This is a genomic window from Psychrobacter faecalis (assembly GCF_016107575.1).
Lineage (GTDB): Bacteria > Pseudomonadota > Gammaproteobacteria > Pseudomonadales > Moraxellaceae > Psychrobacter > Psychrobacter faecalis.
The window spans coordinates 40,245-57,006 of the sequence record NZ_JABAST010000010.1; the positions used below are offsets into that span (position 1 = coordinate 40,245).

Sequence of the window (16,762 nt, forward strand, 5' to 3'; positions counted from 1 at the left end):
GTCTATATTATCAATTTTCCTGCAAAACCATAATTTTATAAAATAAGAGTATCACGATGAACCTCATTTTAGCGTCTGGCTCACCGCGTCGTCATGAGCTACTAACCAGAGCGCAACTAAACTTTACGGTCATGAGCGTCGATATTGATGAAACGCCGCATGTGAATGAATCTCCTAAAGATTACATTGAACGTATGGTTGCTAGCAAAGCAGAAGCGGCGCTAGAGCAATTGAATAAAGAACTAAATAAAAAGCTAAACGACAGTCAAACTGATCTATCTGTATTTCTAATTATTTTAACCGCTGATACCATTGGCGTCTTAGCCGATGGTAAAACGGTATTGGTCAAGCCCGACAGCCGAGCAGACGCTTATCGTATGTGGCAGCAGATGTCCGATAATACTCACCAAGTATGGACAGCGGTGCAAGCAACTCAAGTATTGTTATCTGCTAAGTCTTCAAGCTCTCCAACCTCCGGCAGAGCATTTCAAATCGTGAATCAACAACAAATTACTGAGCGCACCGATGTCACCTTTATTCCTTTAACCGAAGAGATGATGGAAAACTATTGGGACAGCGGCGAGCCTGCTGATAAAGCTGGTGGCTACGGTATTCAGGGTTTGGGCGCCGCCTGGGTAAGCCGCATTAATGGCAGCTATACCAATGTGGTTGGTTTACCGCTGGCACAAACCGTGGCGTTGATTAAAAATATCACGGCTATCAGCGCCAACGATAGAGCCTAAGCATTGAGCAAATAAGCTGAGTAAACAGGTAGGTGAGAGTAGCGCGTATTTGATGTAGGATAATTAAATGGTTGGTCTTACATGAGATGGCAAATGGCTATCACTCAATTATCTGCACATAATGACACGCTAGGATAATGGGCAAACCCAAGGTGCATTTGGTACACTGTGAGGCTACCAAACGATGAACGCTTCACAAGAAAGCTGAGTGCTAAGAGAAAATATTATGTCCGAAGAGCTGCTGATTAATATTAGTCCCATGGAATCGCGCGTCGCCGTGTTAGATAACGGGGTGTTGGGCGAGATTTATATCGAGCGTCATCATAAACTGGGCTTGGTCGGCAATATTTATTTGGGCACGGTAGTACGCGTGCTTCCGGGTATGCAGGCAGCTTTTGTCGACATCGGCCAGTCACGCACAGCGTTTTTACATGTCAATGACATGCAGCGCGAACCGCGTCCTGTTAGCGAGAGCAAAAATAAGACCTCAGAAAACACCAATAACCAACGTCCTGTTATCGAAGCTACCGCTGATGATTTGGCGGTCACGCCGCCTGTGGTCAGTGCGCACAGCACCGAGGTTGTAGCCGTTACAAAATCTCTTATCCAGCATCGACTGCACGAAGGCCAACGTATCTTAGTACAAGTGACCAAAGACCAGCTTGGTAGCAAGGGCGCGCGTTTAACTACCAATATATCGCTACCATCACGTTACTTGGTCTATCTGCCATCGAGTGACCATATCGGTATCTCGCAGCGTATTGATGGCGAAGAAGAACGTACTCGTCTCAAAACTGAACTGGCGAGCCTGATGCAAACGGTCAATCTACAAGGTGGGCTGATTGCGCGCACCGCTGCTGAGCGCGTGCCAGTCGATAAACTCGAAGAAGATATCTACTATCTATTGCAGCTCTGGCGCACCATTTGTGCCCGTCGCCAAGAAACAAAACCAAATCAAAGCTCTGAGCTTATTTATCAAGAATTATCACTGCCGCTGCGCTCCATTCGTGACTTGGTGCATGCCGATACCGAAAAAGTGGTGATTGATAACGCGCAAATCTACGAGCAAGTCCGTTATTTTGCTAAAGAGTTTGTGCCTTTCGTCTACGACCGTATTGTGCATTATACCGCCGAGCCTTCCTTGTTTGATGTCCACCGTGTCGAGGATGATTTGCGTGATGCCCTAAAACGTCGTGTCGATTTAAAGTCTGGCGGTTATCTGATTATCGATCAAACCGAAGCCATGACCACCATCGATGTCAATACTGGCTCTTTTGTCGGTGGGCGCTCGTTAGAAGATACCGTTTATAAAACCAATTTAGAGGCCACCCACGCTATTGCACGGCAATTACGCCTAAGAAACCTTGGCGGCATTATTATCTTAGATTTTATTGATATGCTTGAGCAGCAGCATAAAGACGATATTTTAGAGAGCCTGCAAGCGCAGCTAGCGCAAGACTACGCCAAAACCAAAATTACCCAAGTCAGTGAGCTTGGGCTGGTTGAAATGACGCGTAAACGTACCCGTGAGTCGCTTGGACAGCAGCTATGTGAACCTTGCTCAACCTGTCAGGGTCGCGGCTTTGTTAAAACGGCCGAAACCGTTTGCTTTGAGATATTTCGCGAGATTATGCGCTGTGCGCGAACTTATAACTCGCCCAAGAAATTCACTGTGGTTGCCCATGCTGCCGTCATTGACTTACTATTGACCACCGAATCAGACACCGTCGCAGATTTAGAGTATCTATTAGGTAGAGTGATTACCTTTGAGGTCGAAAATCTCTATACCCAAGAGCAATATGACATCGTTTTAGATTAATGATAGAGTAAATTTATACCATTATAAAGTATCTTAATTGAGGTTTTGATAAGAAAATTATTGATAAAAGCGCTTGTTTATAAAGGGGGATATCTCAAAACACCGCCGATATTACTCTTGCAATGAGCGAAATACTATGTATAATACACACCACTGAATTATATATGCGCAGCCAATTAAACAGCTGGCGCTATGACAGCTAGAGCATCGTTTCTAGCACTATTTCATTATGCCTTTGCTGACATCCTATAATGGAAGGGTCGGCGGGGCTTTAAACTATTTTGCTTTTGGCACGCTATAAGTTCCGGTAACGAACTCATTCTGGTTAAGAACAGAAGGCCGCTTAAAGTGAATATTTAACCAAACGGCTTTTGCTCATATCTTTGCAAAGCAAGAATGACAAAAGCACATATTAGGAGCTTGCTGGCATGGCTAACCAGAGAATCCGTATCCGTCTTAAGTCTTTTGATCATCGTCTGATTGATCAATCTGCACAAGAGATCGTTGATACTGCAAAGCGCACCGGTGCGCAAGTTTGTGGTCCTGTACCGTTGCCGACTCGCATTGAGCGCTTCAACGTTCTAACCTCACCACACGTTAATAAAGACGCTCGTGACCAGTACGAAATCCGTACTCACAAGCGTATGGTTGATATCGTTCAGCCTACCGACAAAACTGTGGATGCGCTAATGAAGTTAGACTTAGCGGCGGGTGTTGACGTTCAAATTGCTTTGGGTTAATGCAAAACACACCCAACCCATTAATATAAGATATAAAGAGGTCTAAAATGGCGATCGGTTTAGTCGGTAAAAAATGCGGCATGACCCGTATCTTCACTGAAGCAGGCGAATCTATTCCTGTTACAGTGGTTGAGGTCCATGCTAACCGCATTACTCAAGTAAAAAATACTGATGTAGATGGCTATCAAGCCATTCAAGTTACCACAGGTACTCGTCGTGACAGCCGCGTAACTGCTGCACAGAAAGGTCACTTCGCTAAAGCTGGCGTTGCAGCTGGCCGTGGTGTATGGGAATTTCGTGCCAATGACAGCGATCTTGAAGGTCGTGAAATTGGTGGTGAGATCCTAGCTGACTTGTTCGAACAAGGTCAGATTGTAGATGTCACAGGACAGAGTAAAGGTAAAGGCTTTCAAGGCGGCGTAAAGCGTCACAACTTTAGCATGCAAGATGCCACTCATGGTAACTCAGTGTCTCACCGTGTCCTTGGTTCAACTGGTCAAAACCAGTCACCAGGTAAAGTCTTCAAAGGCAAAAAAATGCCAGGTCAAATGGGTAACAAACGCGTTACCGTTCAGGGCCTAGAAGTGATATCGGTTGATGTTGAAAAAGGGTTACTTGTCATCAAGGGTGCTATCCCAGGTGCCACCGGTGGCGATGTCATCGTACGTCCGTCAGTCAAAGCCTAAGCAAGGGGATTAACGTGGATTTAAAAACAGTTACAGGGGCGGCAGTTGAGCTTTCTGATACGGCTTTCGGTCGTGAATTCAACGAAGCATTAGTGCATCAGGTCGTCACCGCATATCTTGCTGGTGCTCGTCAAGGTACACGCGCTCAGAAAACCCGTGCCGAAGTTTCTGGTGGTGGCATCAAGCCATGGCGCCAAAAAGGTACTGGTCGCGCTCGTGCAGGTTCTATTCGTAGCCCAATCTGGCGTTCAGGTGGTCGTGCATTCGCAGCCAAACCACAAGATTGGTCACAGAAAGTTAACCGCAAAATGTATCGCGGTGCGATGCAGTGCATCCTAGCCGAATTGATTCGCCAAGAGCGTTTGATTTTGGTTGAAGAGCTAAGCGTTTCTGGTCCTAAGACCAAAGAGCTGATTGCAAAGTTAAATGATTTGGGCGCACCTCGTGCACTCATCGTCACCAAAGAAGTTGACGAAAATCTATACTTAGCTGCGCGCAACATCCCACACGTCAATGTACTTGGTACAAACGAAGTGGATCCAGTGAGCTTGATTGCTTTTGATAAAGTAATCATGTCAGTTGAAGCTGCGAAACAATTTGAGGAAGCACTAGCATGAATAACGCAAGACTTTATCAGGTCTTAAGAGGGCCTGTATTCTCAGAAAAATCTCAAATGCTTGGCGACTCACTTGGTGTACAGGTATTTAAAGTTGACTCTAATGCTACTAAGCTTGAAGTCAAAAAAGCGGTTGAGATGATGTTCGAAGGCGTTGAAGTTTTAAAAGTAAACACTTTGAATGTTAAAGGTAAGACAAAGCGTTTTGGTAAAAATATCGGCCGTCGTAATGACTATAAAAAAGCCTACGTTACCTTAAAAGCTGGTCAAGATGTACAAATGGCTGATGCTGGTGAAGAAGTCGCAAACACGACTGCTTCTACTAGTGAAACAGCGAACAACGAATAAGGATTACACTCATGCCTATCGTAAAAGCAAAGCCAACATCACCAGGCCGTCGTTTTGTTGAAAAAGTGGTGCATCCACACCTTTACAAAGGTCGTCCTTTTGCAGCGCTTCTCGAATCAAAAAGTAAGTCAGGTGGTCGTAACAATAATGGTCGCATCACGACTCGTCACGTTGGTGGTGGTCATAAGCAGCATTATCGTATTATCGATTTTAAACGTACTAAAGACAATATCCCAGCTGTGGTTGAGCGTATCGAATACGATCCTAACCGTACTGCACACATTGCTTTACTTAAGTACGCTGACGGCGAACGTCGCTATATCATTGCTGCTAAAAAACAAGCAGTTGGCGATACCGTCATGTCAGGAGAGAACTCTCCAATCCGTCCAGGTAACTGCTTACCACTGAAAAACATCCCATTGGGTACTGTGATACACAATATCGAACTTAAAATCGGTAAAGGTGCACAGCTAGCTCGTTCTGCGGGTGCCAGCGTTCAGCTACTAGGTCGTGACGGTATTTATGCTATTCTACGTCTACGCTCAGGTGAAACTCGCCGCGTACACGTGAATTGCCGTGCTGTTATTGGTGAAGTTTCTAACACTGAAAATAACTTGAAATCACTTGGTAAAGCCGGTGCTTCACGTTGGCGCGGTGTTCGTCCTTCTGTTCGTGGTGTCGCTATGAACCCGGTTGATCACCCACACGGTGGTGGTGAAGGTCGTAACAAAGGTCGCCATCCAACCAGCCCTTGGGGTCAGAAGTCTAAAGGACTTAAAACGCGTCATAATAAGCGTACTGACAGTATGATCATCCGCCGCCGCGCCAAGAAGAAATAAAGGAAGAATTTCATGCCTCGTTCATTGAAAAAAGGTCCATTCATAGACGCGCACTTATTTGCTAAAGTTGAGAATGCATTAGACACCAACTCACGCAAACCAATTAAAACTTGGTCGCGCCGCTCGATGATTTTGCCACAAATGGTTGGCCTAACCTTATCTGTTCACAACGGCCGTACTCACGTACCGGTTATCGTAAGCGAGCAGATGGTTGGTCATAAACTAGGTGAATTTGCCCCGACTCGTACATATCGTGGTCATGGCATTGACAAGAAAGCTAAGAGATAAGGTGCTTACCATGGAAGTAACTGCAAAATTACGCGGTGCCGCCATATCGGCACAAAAAGTTAGACTCGTTGCTGATGAAGTTCGTGGCAAATCTATCGAGCGTGCTTTGGATATCCTAACGTATAGTAATAAAAAAGGCGCTGTTTTCGTTAAGAAATGTCTTGACTCAGCCATCGCCAATGCCGAACACAACAACGGTTTAGATATCGATACTCTTAAAGTATCAACCATCTACGTTGATGAAGGCATTACGCTAAAACGTATCCTACCACGTGCTAAAGGTCGCGCTGATCGTATCAGTAAGCGTACTTGTCACATCACTATAAAGGTAGGAGAATAAGTTATGGGTCAAAAAGTACATCCAATCGGAATTCGTCTTGGTGTTGTCAAAAAGCATAACGCAAACTGGTATGCTAACCCTAAACAATACTCAGAATACCTCATCAACGACATTCAAGTTCGTGAGTATCTACGCAAAAAACTAGACAACGCTATGATCAGCAACATTATGATTGAGCGTCCTACTGGTGCTGCTAAGATTACCATCGCCACTGCGCGTCCTGGTATTGTTATCGGTAAAAAAGGCGAAGATATCGAAAGACTTCAAAAAGAATTGACCAAAATTATGGGCGTACCTGCTCAGGTCAACATTGAAGAAATCACATCACCTGATCTTGATGCACGTTTGGTAGCAGACGGTATCGGCAGCCAGCTTGAGCGCCGTGTTATGTTCCGTCGTGCGATGAAACGCGCCGTACAGAACAGCATGCGTTCTGGTGCTAAAGGTATTAAAGTTGAGCTGTCTGGCCGTCTTGGCGGTGCTGAGATTGCTCGTACTGAATGGTACCGTGAAGGTCGTGTGCCATTGCATACACTCCGCGCTGATATTGACTACGCGTCAATTCGTGCAGAAACCACATACGGCACTATCGGTGTAAAAGTTTGGATTTTCCGTGGCGAAATCCTTGACGGTATGAACAGCGTATATAATCCCGTCAAAGAAGAGCAGACTCGTGCGCCAAAACGCCGTGGTCGTGGAAACGGAAACCGTCGAAACACAGACAGAGGTTAAACTATGTTACAGCCAAAACGTACCAAGTTTCGTAAAATGCACAAAGGTCGTAACACAGGTCTTGCTCACCGTGGAAGCACCGTTGCATTCGGACAAATTGGTCTAAAATCGTTGACTCGTGGTCGTATGACTGCCCGTCAAATTGAAGCAGCACGTCGTACCATCACTCGTAAAATCAAGCGTGGCGGTAAGATTTGGATTCGTGTATTCCCAGACAAACCTATTACCAACAAACCACTAGAAGTACGTATGGGTAAAGGTAAAGGTCCAGTCGAGTATTGGGTATGCGAAATCAAACCTGGTAAAGTGCTATATGAACTCGAAGGGGTTTCAGAAGAACTTGCTCGCGAAGCGTTAACGCTTGCTGCAGCAAAACTGCCCTTTAAAACTACCATTGTTAAGCGGACGATAATGTAATGAAGATCAGTGAATTACGTGATAAATCATTAGAAGAACTGACTCAGTTACTTGATGAAAAGCAACTTGATGCTTTCCGTATTCGTATGGCTAAAGCAACGGGTCAGTTGGGTAACACCCATGAAGTCAGAAGCAATCGTCGCACGATTGCTCAGATTCAGACTTTGATTAACGAGAAACAACGAGGCGACTCATGAGCGATAACAATCAAACAGCTAATGCTAGCGTATTGACAGGACGAGTTGTCAGCGACAAGATGGACAAATCCATCACAGTTTTGATTGAGCGTCTGGTTCGTCATCCTTTGTATGGCAAACAGCTTCGTCGTTCTACAAAAATCAAAGCTCATGATGAAGATAACGTTTGTCAACAAGGCGACCTTGTCCGCATCAAAGAAACGCGTCCAATCTCAAAAACCAAGTCTTGGACTTTGGTTGAAGTGGTTGAAAAAGTAGAAAAAATCTAAGTAAATTGCATTAAAAGCCAGAAGCTGTTAAAATAGCCGCCTTTTTAAGGATGCTGATTGCGCCGAGCGTATATCACTCACATTAAGAGTAGCAGCGGTTATTAATATTAAAATGCCGACTACTCATTCTGTGCTAGCGGCAGCAACTGGTTTTTATTGCTCATACGTGTGGAGTAACGCTATGATTCAGGTTGAATCGATGCTGGAAGTTGCAGACAATAGCGGTGCAAGACGAGTTCAGTGCATTAAAGTACTGGGTGGCTCTCATCGTCGTTATGCATCAGTTGGCGACATTATTAAAGTAACGGTTAAAGAAGCCATTCCGCGTGGTCGTGTTAAAAAAGGCGACGTGATGAATGCTGTAGTTGTACGTACCAAAAAAGGCGTTCGTCGTCCTGATGGTTCAGTTCTGCGTTTTGATGACAATGCTGCGGTATTGTTGAACCAAAACAAAGCACCGATAGCAACTCGTATTTTTGGACCGGTAACTCGTGAACTACGTGGTGATCAGTTTATGAAAATTGTATCACTAGCACCAGAAGTATTGTGAGGTAATCCATGTCAAAATTACGTAAAGGCGATACAGTTATCGTGATTGCTGGGAAAGACAAAGGCAAGCAAGGTACTGTACAAGCTGTAAAAAACGATCGTATTAAAGTTGAAGGCATCAACATTGTCACCAAACATCAGAAGCCAAATCAGGCAACTGGTACTGAAGGTGGCATCGTTAAGCAAGAAGCTTTTTTGCATATCTCAAATGTCGCAATTTTAAATGCGCAAACCCAAAAAGCTGATCGTATTACTTATCAGTTCGGTGAAGACGGCAAGAAACAACGCGTCTATCGTTCGAACGGTGAAGTAGTGGCGACTGCGTAAGACACTAAGGGTGTAATGGTAATGGCAAGATTAAAATCTTTATATAACGAAGAATTAAAGCAACAAATCAAAGAAGAGCTTGGTTTGGCGAACGTGATGCAAGTGCCTAAAATCACTAAAATCACGCTTAATATGGGTGTAGGCGGCGCGTCTCAAGACAAAAAATTGCTTGAAGGTGCTGTAGCTGACATGACCGCTATCGCTGGTCAAAAGCCTGTCGTCACCAAAGCGCGCAAATCAGTTGCTGGCTTTAAAATTCGTGAAGAATGGCCAATTGGCTGTAAAGTAACGCTACGCGGTGAGCAAATGTACGAATTTTTAGATCGTCTCATTGCCATTGCAATTCCTCGTATTCGTGATTTCCGCGGTTTTTCACCTAAAGCCTTTGACGGACGTGGTAACTACTCATTGGGTATCAAAGAACAAATCGTATTCCCAGAAGTAGACTTTGACAAGATTGATCGTATCCGCGGTATGGATGTGACCATCACCACGTCAGCTGGTAATGATGAAGAAGGTCGTGCGTTGCTTAAAGCATTCGGCTTCCCATTTAAATAAGGTAAAGACGTTATGGCAAAGAAGAGCATGATTAACCGCGAATTGAAACGCGAAAAAATGGTTGCTAAATATGCTGAAAAGCGTATTAAGCTAAAAGAAACTATCAGTGATATCAACGCATCAGACGAAGAGCGTATGGAAGCGATGCTAGAGCTACAAGCCCTACCACGCAACGCATCACCAGTACGTCTACGCAACCGTTGTGCTATCACTGGTCGTCCTCACGGTTACTTCCGCAAGTTTGGCTTATCACGCAATATGCTGCGTGAGCGTGTCATGCAAGGCGATGTGCCTGGTGTTCGTAAAGCAAGCTGGTAAGGAGTAACGATATGAGTATGCAAGATACCGTTGGGGATATGCTAACCCGTATTCGTAACGCACAAATGGCTAATAAAGTATCGGTAGCAATGCCGAGCTCTAAACTACGTAAATCAATCGCTGACTTATTAGTAAGCGAAGGTTATGTAGCCAGCGCTGTTGTGACTGAGCAAGAAAATAACAAAGCAACTTTGACCATCGAGTTAAAATACTTCGAAGGCAAAGCGGTTATTGAAACGATCCAACGTTATAGCCGTCCTGGCCTACGCCAGCATCGCGGTAAAGACGCTATCCCTACTGTTAAACAAGGTATGGGTGTTGCTATCGTATCAACCAGCCAAGGTATCATGAGCGATCGTGCTGCACGCGCTGCTGGTATCGGTGGTGAAATCGTTGCATTCGTTGCTTAATTAGCAATCATTGCTATCGGTAACGAGACGATAAAGTCTACTTGATCTTCGTTGGGCACTTATCAATTTTATCATAGATATTTTTTAACATTGATAGGTGCCTAATGCAGTCAATTATGCTAAACTAACACGCTTTTTAGCCTGTTAGTTTTTTCGCTAATAAAAGTAAGTTAATTTTTTTAAGGAATATTCCTATGTCTCGTGTGGCTAAAGCCCCAGTAGCACTGCCTAGCGGCGTAAGTGTTACTTTGAACGATCGGCAGGTCGAAGTTAAAGGCAAAAATGGCAATATGTCTTTACGCCTGCATGAATTGGTCGAGCTAAAACAGGAAGATGATGCAATTCTTCTCTCACCTGCAGCCGATTCAAAAGAAGCCATGATGCATACTGGCACCATGCGCTCTTTACTAAACAATTTAGTAATAGGCGTAAACGAAGGTTTTGAAAGACGCCTTCAACTTATTGGTGTTGGTTATCGCGCTCAAGCTACTGGTAATAAAGTAACGCTAAACGTTGGTTACTCACATCCAGTAGAATATACGCTACCTGAAGGTGTATCAGCTGAAACCCCAACGCAAACTGAAATCGTTTTAAAATCAAACGATAAGCAGCAGCTTGGTCAAGCAGCGGCTAATATCCGCGGTTTCCGCCCACCAGAGCCTTATAAAGGTAAAGGTATTCGTTATAGTGACGAGCATGTGATTCGCAAAGAAGCCAAGAAAAAATAAGGTGAGTTGAAATGTTTGATAAAAAAGCAGCTCGTCTACGTCGAGCAAAGAAAACCCGTGCACATATCCGTTTTTTAGGCGTAAATCGCTTAACGGTTAACCGCACCCCAAGACATATTTATGCCCAAATTATCTCTCCAAACGGTGGTGAAGTGATTGCTCAGGCATCTACCTTAGACAGCAGCTTACGTTCAGGTGCAACTGGTAACGTTGATGCAGCGACGTCTGTGGGCCAATTGATCGCAGAACGCGCAAAAGCAGCTGGTATTACTAAAGTTGCCTTTGACCGTAGTGGTTTTAAATATCATGGTCGAGTAAAAGCTTTAGCTGAAGCTGCTCGCGAAAACGGATTGGAGTTTTAATCATGGCTAGAAATGATAAAAATGATAAAAATGAACAGACTGACGGTCTAGTAGAACGCTTAGTTACCGTTGATCGCGTTGCAAAAGTGGTTAAAGGTGGTCGTATTTTCTCATTCACTGCGCTAACTGTAGTGGGTGATGGCAATGGCCGTGTTGGTTTTGGTCGTGGTAAAGCACGTGAAGTACCAGCCGCTATTCAAAAAGCACTTGAAGCTGCTAAGCGCAACATGATTACTGTTGAGCTTGATGGTGCAACATTGTTCCATCCGATCAAAGCACGTCATGGTGCTAGTAAAGTCTACATGCAGCCTGCATCTGAAGGTACTGGTGTAATCGCTGGTGGCGCAATGCGTGCAGTATTAGAAGTTGCTGGTGTTAAAGACGTTTTAACGAAATCTCATGGTTCTACCAACACGGCAAACGTTGTACGTGCAACATTTAACGGTTTACGTGATATGTCAACTCCAGAAAAGATGGCAGCAAAACGTGGTAAATCTGTAGACGAAATCTTGGGTTAACTTAGAAACTAGGTGAGTTACGATGAAAAAAATGAAAGTCACTCAATTTAAATCGGGTGCCCATCGCCTCAAGAGCCACAAAGCGAGCTTGAAAGGATTGGGTTTACGCCGTATTGGTCATACTGTTGAAGTAGAAGATACTCCTTCAACCCGTGGTATGGTCAATCGCGTCAACTACATGGTAAAAGTGGAGGAAGCGTAATGGGACTTAGATTAAATGAATTATCACCAGGTGTTGGCGCGAAAAAAACTGCCCAACGTCGTGGTCGTGGTATCGGTTCAGGTCTTGGCAAAACTGGTGGTCGCGGTGTAAAAGGTCAGAAATCTCGTTCAGGTTCTAGCATCCGCTCAGGATTTGAAGGTGGTCAAATGCCTTTATATCGTCGCCTACCAAAATTTGGCTTTACCAGTAAAATGGCAATGACGACTGCTGAAGTTCGTCTGTCTGAATTAAACAAAGTCGAAGGCGATGTGGTTAGCATTGAAACACTAAAAGCTGCTAACGTTATCCGTCATGACATGAAACGCGTTCGTATTATGTTGTCAGGCGAAGTCACTAAAGCTTATACTTTTAAAGGTATCAAAGTGACTAAAGGCGCCAAGCAAGCAATCGAAGCTGCTGGTGGTAGCATCGAGGAGTAGTAACGTGTCAAAACAATCAATGTCATCGACTGGTATACCGCTCAATCCATTTGCCTTTATACGTAAGTATGATGAATTATGGACGCGTTTATTATTCTTAATCGGCGCATTGATTGTTTATCGTTTAGGGTCACATATTCCAGTACCGGGTATCAATCCGGTTAACTTGGCTGATCTGTTTTCGCGCAACGAAAATACCATTTTGAGCATGTTTAACATGTTCTCAGGTGGTGCACTAGAACGTATGTCCATCATGGCACTTGGCATCATGCCATATATTTCAGCGTCTATTATCGTTCAGATGATGTCGGCGGTATTGCCATCGCTTGAAGCCCTCAAAAAAGAAGGCGAAGCGGGACGACGTAAGCTAAACAAGTACACCCGTCAAGGGACACTTGGATTAGCACTAGTACAGTCATTAGGAATGTGTGCTGGCCTTATCAGTCAGAATCTTACCTTATCTACTGGTTTGACTTTTTATATTCCAGCGGTTACCTCATTGGTAGCTGGCGCTATGTTCCTAATGTGGCTTGGTGAGCAAATTACAGAACGCGGCGTGGGTAATGGTATCTCAATGCTCATCTTTGCGAGTATTGTGGCTGGTACGCCAGGTATGATTTCGCAGTCTATCGAACAGGTCAATCAAGGGCAGATGAACTTGATTGTACTTTTTATCTTTGTATTGCTAGGCATCGCGGTGACTGCCGGTATCGTTTATATTGAACGAGCGCAGCGCCGTGTCCCAGTAAACTATGCGCAGAAGCAACAACAAGGTCGCAAAATTTATGCTCAGCAGCAGTCGCATTTGCCGCTTAAGCTAAATATGGCAGGGGTTATTCCCGCTATTTTTGCCAGCTCGTTATTGTTGTTTCCAGCAAGTTTAGGACAATGGGTTGGTCAATCGGCTGATCCTACTTTTACACAAAAGATATTACAAAATATGGCATTGGTGTTGTCTCCAGGGCAGCCGCTGTATTTGGTTCTGTTTGGCGCAATGATTATTTTCTTCTGTTACTTTTACACGGCATTGGTATTTAGTCCGCGTGAAGTTGCTGAAAACCTTAAACGTAGTGGTGCGTATATCCCAGGTATTCGCCCCGGACAACAAACTCAGCGTTACCTTGATCATGTATTAAACCGACTGACCTTTATTGGCGCGATGTATATGACGGTTATTTGTTTAATGCCAATGGTCGTGCAGTCATCGTTTGGTGTGCCGTTTCAACTTGGTGGTACGTCATTACTGATTATGGTGGTTGTGGTAATGGACTTCATTTCGCAAATCCAAGCGCATTTGATGACCCATCAATATCATGATCAGACGTTAATTCAATCGCCCACTCAACCTTAAATGAGCGGTACGATATCTCAAAGGAGTATGCTATGAAAGTTCAAGCATCAGTTAAGAAGATTTGTGGTAGCTGTAAAGTTGTGCGCCGTAAAGGCCGTGTACATGTTATTTGTACCGCAGAACCTCGCCACAAGCAACGTCAAGGTTAATGTTTTAAAGACATAAAGCGTCACGCTTATTGGTTTTATAAAATTAATACTTGAAAAATAACGGCGGATGCGATATCATCCGCCACTTGCCGTAGTTTATGCAAAATCTTTTATAAAATGGTCAATGAAGAGACTTGTTATCAAGTTGAAGCAGCGATAATAATTATAAAAGCTTTAGTATTGACAGCAACAAATCTGAAAAATAACGCTTTATTAATGAATAAAGCTTATTTTTCTTTAATGGAGAGAAATCAATGGCTCGTATTGCCGGCGTAAACATTCCGGATAATAAGCATGCTGTTATTTCACTAACTTATATCTTTGGTATAGGTCGTACCACTGCTCAGAAAATCTTAGAAGCAGTTGGCATTGCCCCTACTACTAAAGTTAGCCAGTTAGATGATACACAGTTAGATGCTATCCGTGCACAAGTTGCAAATTACATGACTGAAGGTGATCTTCGTCGTGAAGTGTCAATGAATATCAAGCGCTTGGTTGATCTTGGTTGTTACCGTGGCATCCGCCATCGCCGTAACCTACCAGTTAGAGGTCAGAACACCAAGAACAACGCTCGTACTCGTAAGGGTCCGACACGCCCTCTCAAAAGATAATTAACTTAGGAAGCTAAAAGATGGCTAAAGACACTCGTAGTCGCAAAAAAGTGACTCGTCGTTCAGTATCGGAGGGCGTTGCCCATATCCATGCGTCTTTTAATAACACCATTGTTACGATTACCGATCGTCAAGGTAATGCACTGGCTTGGGCCACTTCAGGTGGACAAGGCTTCCGTGGTTCACGTAAATCTACACCATTTGCAGCTCAGGTTGCAGCTGAAGTCGCTGGTAAAGCGGCTCAAGAATACGGTGTTAAGAATATCGACGTTTTGGTCAAAGGACCAGGACCGGGTCGTGAGTCTGCGGTAAGAGCACTTGGTGCATTGGGTTATAAAGTTAACAGCATCTCTGATGTGACCCCAATCCCACACAATGGTTGCCGTGCGCCGAAAAAGCGCCGCGTCTAATATTAAAGACGAAGCTTTTTATCATAAGAGCTTATAGGAGACATAACAATGGCCCGTTATATTGGACCAAAACTCAAATTATCACGTCGTGAAGGTACAGACTTAGGCCTTAAGTCTGGTGTTAAACCATATGACGTAAAAACGAAAAAAGCGGCTCGTCCACCTGGTCAACATGGTGTCAGCCGTAATAAGAGCTCAGAGTACTCTCTACAGTTACGTGAAAAACAAAAAGTTAAGCGTATCTACGGTGTACTAGAGCGTCAGTTTGCTAACTACTATAAAGAAGCTGCTCGTAAGCGTGGCGCTACTGGTGAAAACCTACTAGCAATGCTTGAGAGTCGCCTTGATAACGTCGTTTATCGCATGGGCTTTGGCTCAACTCGTGCTGAAGCACGTCAGCTAGTTAGCCATCGCACTGTGATGGTAAAAAAAGCTGGCCGCGATGAGTTTGTTCGTGTGAACATTCCATCAATTCAGTTGCAAGATGGTGATGTCGTCGCTATCCGTGAGAAGTCTCGCGAACAACTACGTATTAAAAACGCTATTGAACTAGCGACACAACGTGGTATTCCAGAATGGCTAGATGTTGACCACAGCAAGCTACAGGGCACGTTTAAACAAGCGCCTGATCGCATTGATCTACCTGCTGAAATCAACGAAAGCTTGATCGTTGAGCTATACTCTAAGTAAGTAACGTACTGCTCGATGTTATAATAATAGCATTGAGCAATTGACGTTAATTAAACCAGTTTAATAAATCGAGGTGACATCATGATGCTAAGTGCAACTGAGTTTCTAACGCCGAACGCCATTAACGTGGATACGGTTAATGAAACAATTGCGAAAGTCACGCTCGAACCGTTAGAACGCGGCTTTGGGCATACTTTAGGTAATGCCTTACGTCGCATCTTGTTATCTTCATTACCTGGTGCTGCAGTCATTGAAGCTGAGATTGATGGTGTTGACCATGAATATTCAACGCTTGAAGGACTACAAGAAGACGTGCTTGACTTGCTTTTGAACTTAAAAGGCTTGGCAATCACCCTTCATGACCAAAATGAAGTATTCTTGACCTTGGATAAACAAGGTCCAGGCACTATTACTGCTGCAGACATCACGTTGCCGCATAATGTCGACATTATCAATCCAGAATTGGTATTAGGTACATTAAGCGACCGTGGTCATCTTAAGATGCGTTTGCGTGTGGTAATGGGTCGTGGATATGAGCCAGCAAACCAGCGCCGTGAAGATGGTGACACTAAAGCGATTGGACGCTTAAAGCTTGATGCAAGTTTTAGTCCAGTACTGCGTGTTGCTTATCAGGTTGAGAACGCACGTGTAGAACAACGTACCGATCTTGATCGTCTTATCATCGAGCTTGAAACTAATGGCACTATCGATCCAGAAGAAGCAATTCGTAAAGCAGCCACTATTTTACAACAGCAGATTTCTATCTTTGTTGACCTAGAAGCTGAAGAAGCGCCTGAGCCTGTGAAAGAAAAAGAAGAGGTTGATCCGGTGCTATTACGCCCTGTGGACGATCTTGAACTAACGGTTCGCTCAGCCAACTGCTTGAAAGCTGAAAACATTTACTATATCGGTGATTTGGTACAGCGTTCAGAGACTGAACTACTAAAAACCCCAAATCTTGGTAAGAAATCATTGACCGAAATCAAAGACGTATTAGCGTCTAAAGATTTAGAGCTCGGTATGCGCCTAGACAATTGGCCACCAGCTGACCTTCGTGTCGATGATCGCTTTTCTTATCGTAGCCGTTAAACTTTAAGGATTTTTG

General features: G+C 44.2%; 28 protein-coding genes and 1 pseudogene. All 29 read left to right on the forward strand.

Annotated features, from left to right (window positions below; translation table 11 throughout):
- Positions 1-56 precede the first annotated feature (56 nt).
- The 29 genes and pseudogenes from JFC07_RS04945 (at position 57) to JFC07_RS05085 (ending at position 16,746) form a co-directional block, all read left to right on the forward strand.
- Positions 57-743 carry a Maf family protein gene (locus JFC07_RS04945; protein WP_198328456.1) on the forward strand — a complete coding sequence of 229 codons (687 nt, stop codon included), beginning with the start codon at positions 57-59 and terminating at the stop codon, positions 741-743.
- A gap of 226 nt (positions 744-969) precedes the next feature.
- Positions 970-2,562 (forward strand): Rne/Rng family ribonuclease, encoded by a 1,593-nt coding sequence (locus JFC07_RS04950; RefSeq protein ID WP_198328458.1) that lies wholly within the window; start codon positions 970-972, stop codon positions 2,560-2,562.
- A gap of 428 nt (positions 2,563-2,990) precedes the next feature.
- Positions 2,991-3,302 carry a 30S ribosomal protein S10 gene (rpsJ, locus tag JFC07_RS04955; protein WP_010196670.1) on the forward strand — a complete coding sequence of 104 codons (312 nt, stop codon included), beginning with the start codon at positions 2,991-2,993 and terminating at the stop codon, positions 3,300-3,302.
- 47 nt (positions 3,303-3,349) lie between these two features.
- Positions 3,350-3,988, forward strand: coding sequence for a 50S ribosomal protein L3 (rplC, locus tag JFC07_RS04960; RefSeq protein ID WP_068408481.1), 639 nt, complete (start codon positions 3,350-3,352; stop codon positions 3,986-3,988).
- A gap of 14 nt (positions 3,989-4,002) precedes the next feature.
- Positions 4,003-4,605: a 50S ribosomal protein L4 gene (gene rplD / locus JFC07_RS04965; protein WP_068408479.1), complete on the forward strand. Its 603-nt coding sequence runs from the start codon at positions 4,003-4,005 to the stop codon at positions 4,603-4,605.
- Positions 4,602-4,952, forward strand: a complete 351-nt coding sequence (gene rplW / locus JFC07_RS04970) for a 50S ribosomal protein L23 (RefSeq protein WP_068408477.1) — start codon at positions 4,602-4,604, stop codon at positions 4,950-4,952. Before rplD ends, rplW begins: the two co-directional genes overlap by 4 nt.
- Positions 4,953-4,963: 11 nt before the next feature.
- Entirely contained in the window at positions 4,964-5,791 is an 828-nt protein-coding gene (rplB, locus tag JFC07_RS04975) for a 50S ribosomal protein L2 (protein ID WP_068408475.1), read from the forward strand.
- Positions 5,792-5,803: 12 nt separating this feature from the next.
- Entirely contained in the window at positions 5,804-6,079 is a 276-nt protein-coding gene (rpsS, locus tag JFC07_RS04980; RefSeq protein ID WP_010196682.1) for a 30S ribosomal protein S19, read from the forward strand.
- Positions 6,080-6,089: 10 nt separating this feature from the next.
- On the forward strand, positions 6,090-6,419 hold the full coding sequence (rplV, locus tag JFC07_RS04985) for a 50S ribosomal protein L22 (protein WP_068408473.1): 330 nt from the start codon (positions 6,090-6,092) through the stop codon (positions 6,417-6,419).
- A gap of 3 nt (positions 6,420-6,422) precedes the next feature.
- Positions 6,423-7,257: pseudogene (gene rpsC, locus JFC07_RS04990) on the forward strand (30S ribosomal protein S3).
- Positions 7,155-7,568, forward strand: a complete 414-nt coding sequence (gene rplP, locus JFC07_RS04995) for a 50S ribosomal protein L16 (protein ID WP_068034608.1) — start codon at positions 7,155-7,157, stop codon at positions 7,566-7,568. The pseudogene rpsC and the gene rplP overlap by 103 nt, the downstream one beginning before the upstream one ends.
- Positions 7,568-7,765: a 50S ribosomal protein L29 gene (gene rpmC / locus JFC07_RS05000; RefSeq protein WP_068408469.1), complete on the forward strand. Its 198-nt coding sequence runs from the start codon at positions 7,568-7,570 to the stop codon at positions 7,763-7,765. Before rplP ends, rpmC begins: the two co-directional genes overlap by 1 nt.
- Positions 7,762-8,034 carry a 30S ribosomal protein S17 gene (rpsQ, locus tag JFC07_RS05005; RefSeq protein ID WP_068408467.1) on the forward strand — a complete coding sequence of 91 codons (273 nt, stop codon included), beginning with the start codon at positions 7,762-7,764 and terminating at the stop codon, positions 8,032-8,034. Before rpmC ends, rpsQ begins: the two co-directional genes overlap by 4 nt.
- A 181-nt stretch (positions 8,035-8,215) precedes the next feature.
- Positions 8,216-8,584 (forward strand): 50S ribosomal protein L14, encoded by a 369-nt coding sequence (gene rplN / locus JFC07_RS05010; protein ID WP_010196702.1) that lies wholly within the window; start codon positions 8,216-8,218, stop codon positions 8,582-8,584.
- Positions 8,585-8,592: 8 nt separating this feature from the next.
- The gene (rplX, locus tag JFC07_RS05015) at positions 8,593-8,910 is read left to right on the forward strand and encodes a 50S ribosomal protein L24 (RefSeq protein ID WP_068408465.1); all 318 of its coding nucleotides are present in this window, start codon (positions 8,593-8,595) and stop codon (positions 8,908-8,910) included.
- Between the two features lie 21 nt (positions 8,911-8,931).
- A complete protein-coding gene (gene rplE / locus JFC07_RS05020; RefSeq protein ID WP_068408463.1) occupies positions 8,932-9,468 on the forward strand; it encodes a 50S ribosomal protein L5 in 537 nt (178 codons plus the stop codon).
- 12 nt (positions 9,469-9,480) lie between these two features.
- Positions 9,481-9,786, forward strand: coding sequence for a 30S ribosomal protein S14 (gene rpsN / locus JFC07_RS05025; RefSeq protein ID WP_068408462.1), 306 nt, complete (start codon positions 9,481-9,483; stop codon positions 9,784-9,786).
- An 11-nt stretch (positions 9,787-9,797) separates the two neighbouring features.
- Entirely contained in the window at positions 9,798-10,196 is a 399-nt protein-coding gene (gene rpsH, locus JFC07_RS05030) for a 30S ribosomal protein S8 (RefSeq protein WP_068408460.1), read from the forward strand.
- A 194-nt stretch (positions 10,197-10,390) separates the two neighbouring features.
- Positions 10,391-10,924 (forward strand): 50S ribosomal protein L6, encoded by a 534-nt coding sequence (gene rplF / locus JFC07_RS05035; protein WP_068408459.1) that lies wholly within the window; start codon positions 10,391-10,393, stop codon positions 10,922-10,924.
- Between the two features lie 11 nt (positions 10,925-10,935).
- The gene (rplR, locus tag JFC07_RS05040) at positions 10,936-11,286 is read left to right on the forward strand and encodes a 50S ribosomal protein L18 (protein WP_068408457.1); all 351 of its coding nucleotides are present in this window, start codon (positions 10,936-10,938) and stop codon (positions 11,284-11,286) included.
- Between the two features lie 2 nt (positions 11,287-11,288).
- On the forward strand, positions 11,289-11,804 hold the full coding sequence (gene rpsE, locus JFC07_RS05045; RefSeq protein WP_068408455.1) for a 30S ribosomal protein S5: 516 nt from the start codon (positions 11,289-11,291) through the stop codon (positions 11,802-11,804).
- A gap of 22 nt (positions 11,805-11,826) precedes the next feature.
- Positions 11,827-12,006 carry a 50S ribosomal protein L30 gene (gene rpmD / locus JFC07_RS05050; protein WP_068408453.1) on the forward strand — a complete coding sequence of 60 codons (180 nt, stop codon included), beginning with the start codon at positions 11,827-11,829 and terminating at the stop codon, positions 12,004-12,006.
- On the forward strand, positions 12,006-12,446 hold the full coding sequence (rplO, locus tag JFC07_RS05055) for a 50S ribosomal protein L15 (protein WP_068408451.1): 441 nt from the start codon (positions 12,006-12,008) through the stop codon (positions 12,444-12,446). Before rpmD ends, rplO begins: the two co-directional genes overlap by 1 nt.
- Before the next feature lie 19 nt (positions 12,447-12,465).
- A complete protein-coding gene (gene secY / locus JFC07_RS05060; protein WP_180952577.1) occupies positions 12,466-13,797 on the forward strand; it encodes a preprotein translocase subunit SecY in 1,332 nt (443 codons plus the stop codon).
- A gap of 32 nt (positions 13,798-13,829) precedes the next feature.
- Positions 13,830-13,946, forward strand: a complete 117-nt coding sequence (gene rpmJ, locus JFC07_RS05065; RefSeq protein WP_011279805.1) for a 50S ribosomal protein L36 — start codon at positions 13,830-13,832, stop codon at positions 13,944-13,946.
- 254 nt (positions 13,947-14,200) lie between these two features.
- Positions 14,201-14,557, forward strand: coding sequence for a 30S ribosomal protein S13 (rpsM, locus tag JFC07_RS05070; RefSeq protein ID WP_058025564.1), 357 nt, complete (start codon positions 14,201-14,203; stop codon positions 14,555-14,557).
- A 20-nt stretch (positions 14,558-14,577) separates the two neighbouring features.
- On the forward strand, positions 14,578-14,967 hold the full coding sequence (gene rpsK, locus JFC07_RS05075; protein WP_058368279.1) for a 30S ribosomal protein S11: 390 nt from the start codon (positions 14,578-14,580) through the stop codon (positions 14,965-14,967).
- Positions 14,968-15,015: 48 nt separating this feature from the next.
- Complete coding sequence (rpsD, locus tag JFC07_RS05080; RefSeq protein WP_068408447.1) at positions 15,016-15,657, forward strand: 30S ribosomal protein S4; 642 nt, start codon at positions 15,016-15,018, stop codon at positions 15,655-15,657.
- An 81-nt stretch (positions 15,658-15,738) separates the two neighbouring features.
- Entirely contained in the window at positions 15,739-16,746 is a 1,008-nt protein-coding gene (locus tag JFC07_RS05085) for a DNA-directed RNA polymerase subunit alpha (protein ID WP_068408445.1), read from the forward strand.
- Positions 16,747-16,762 lie beyond the last annotated feature (16 nt).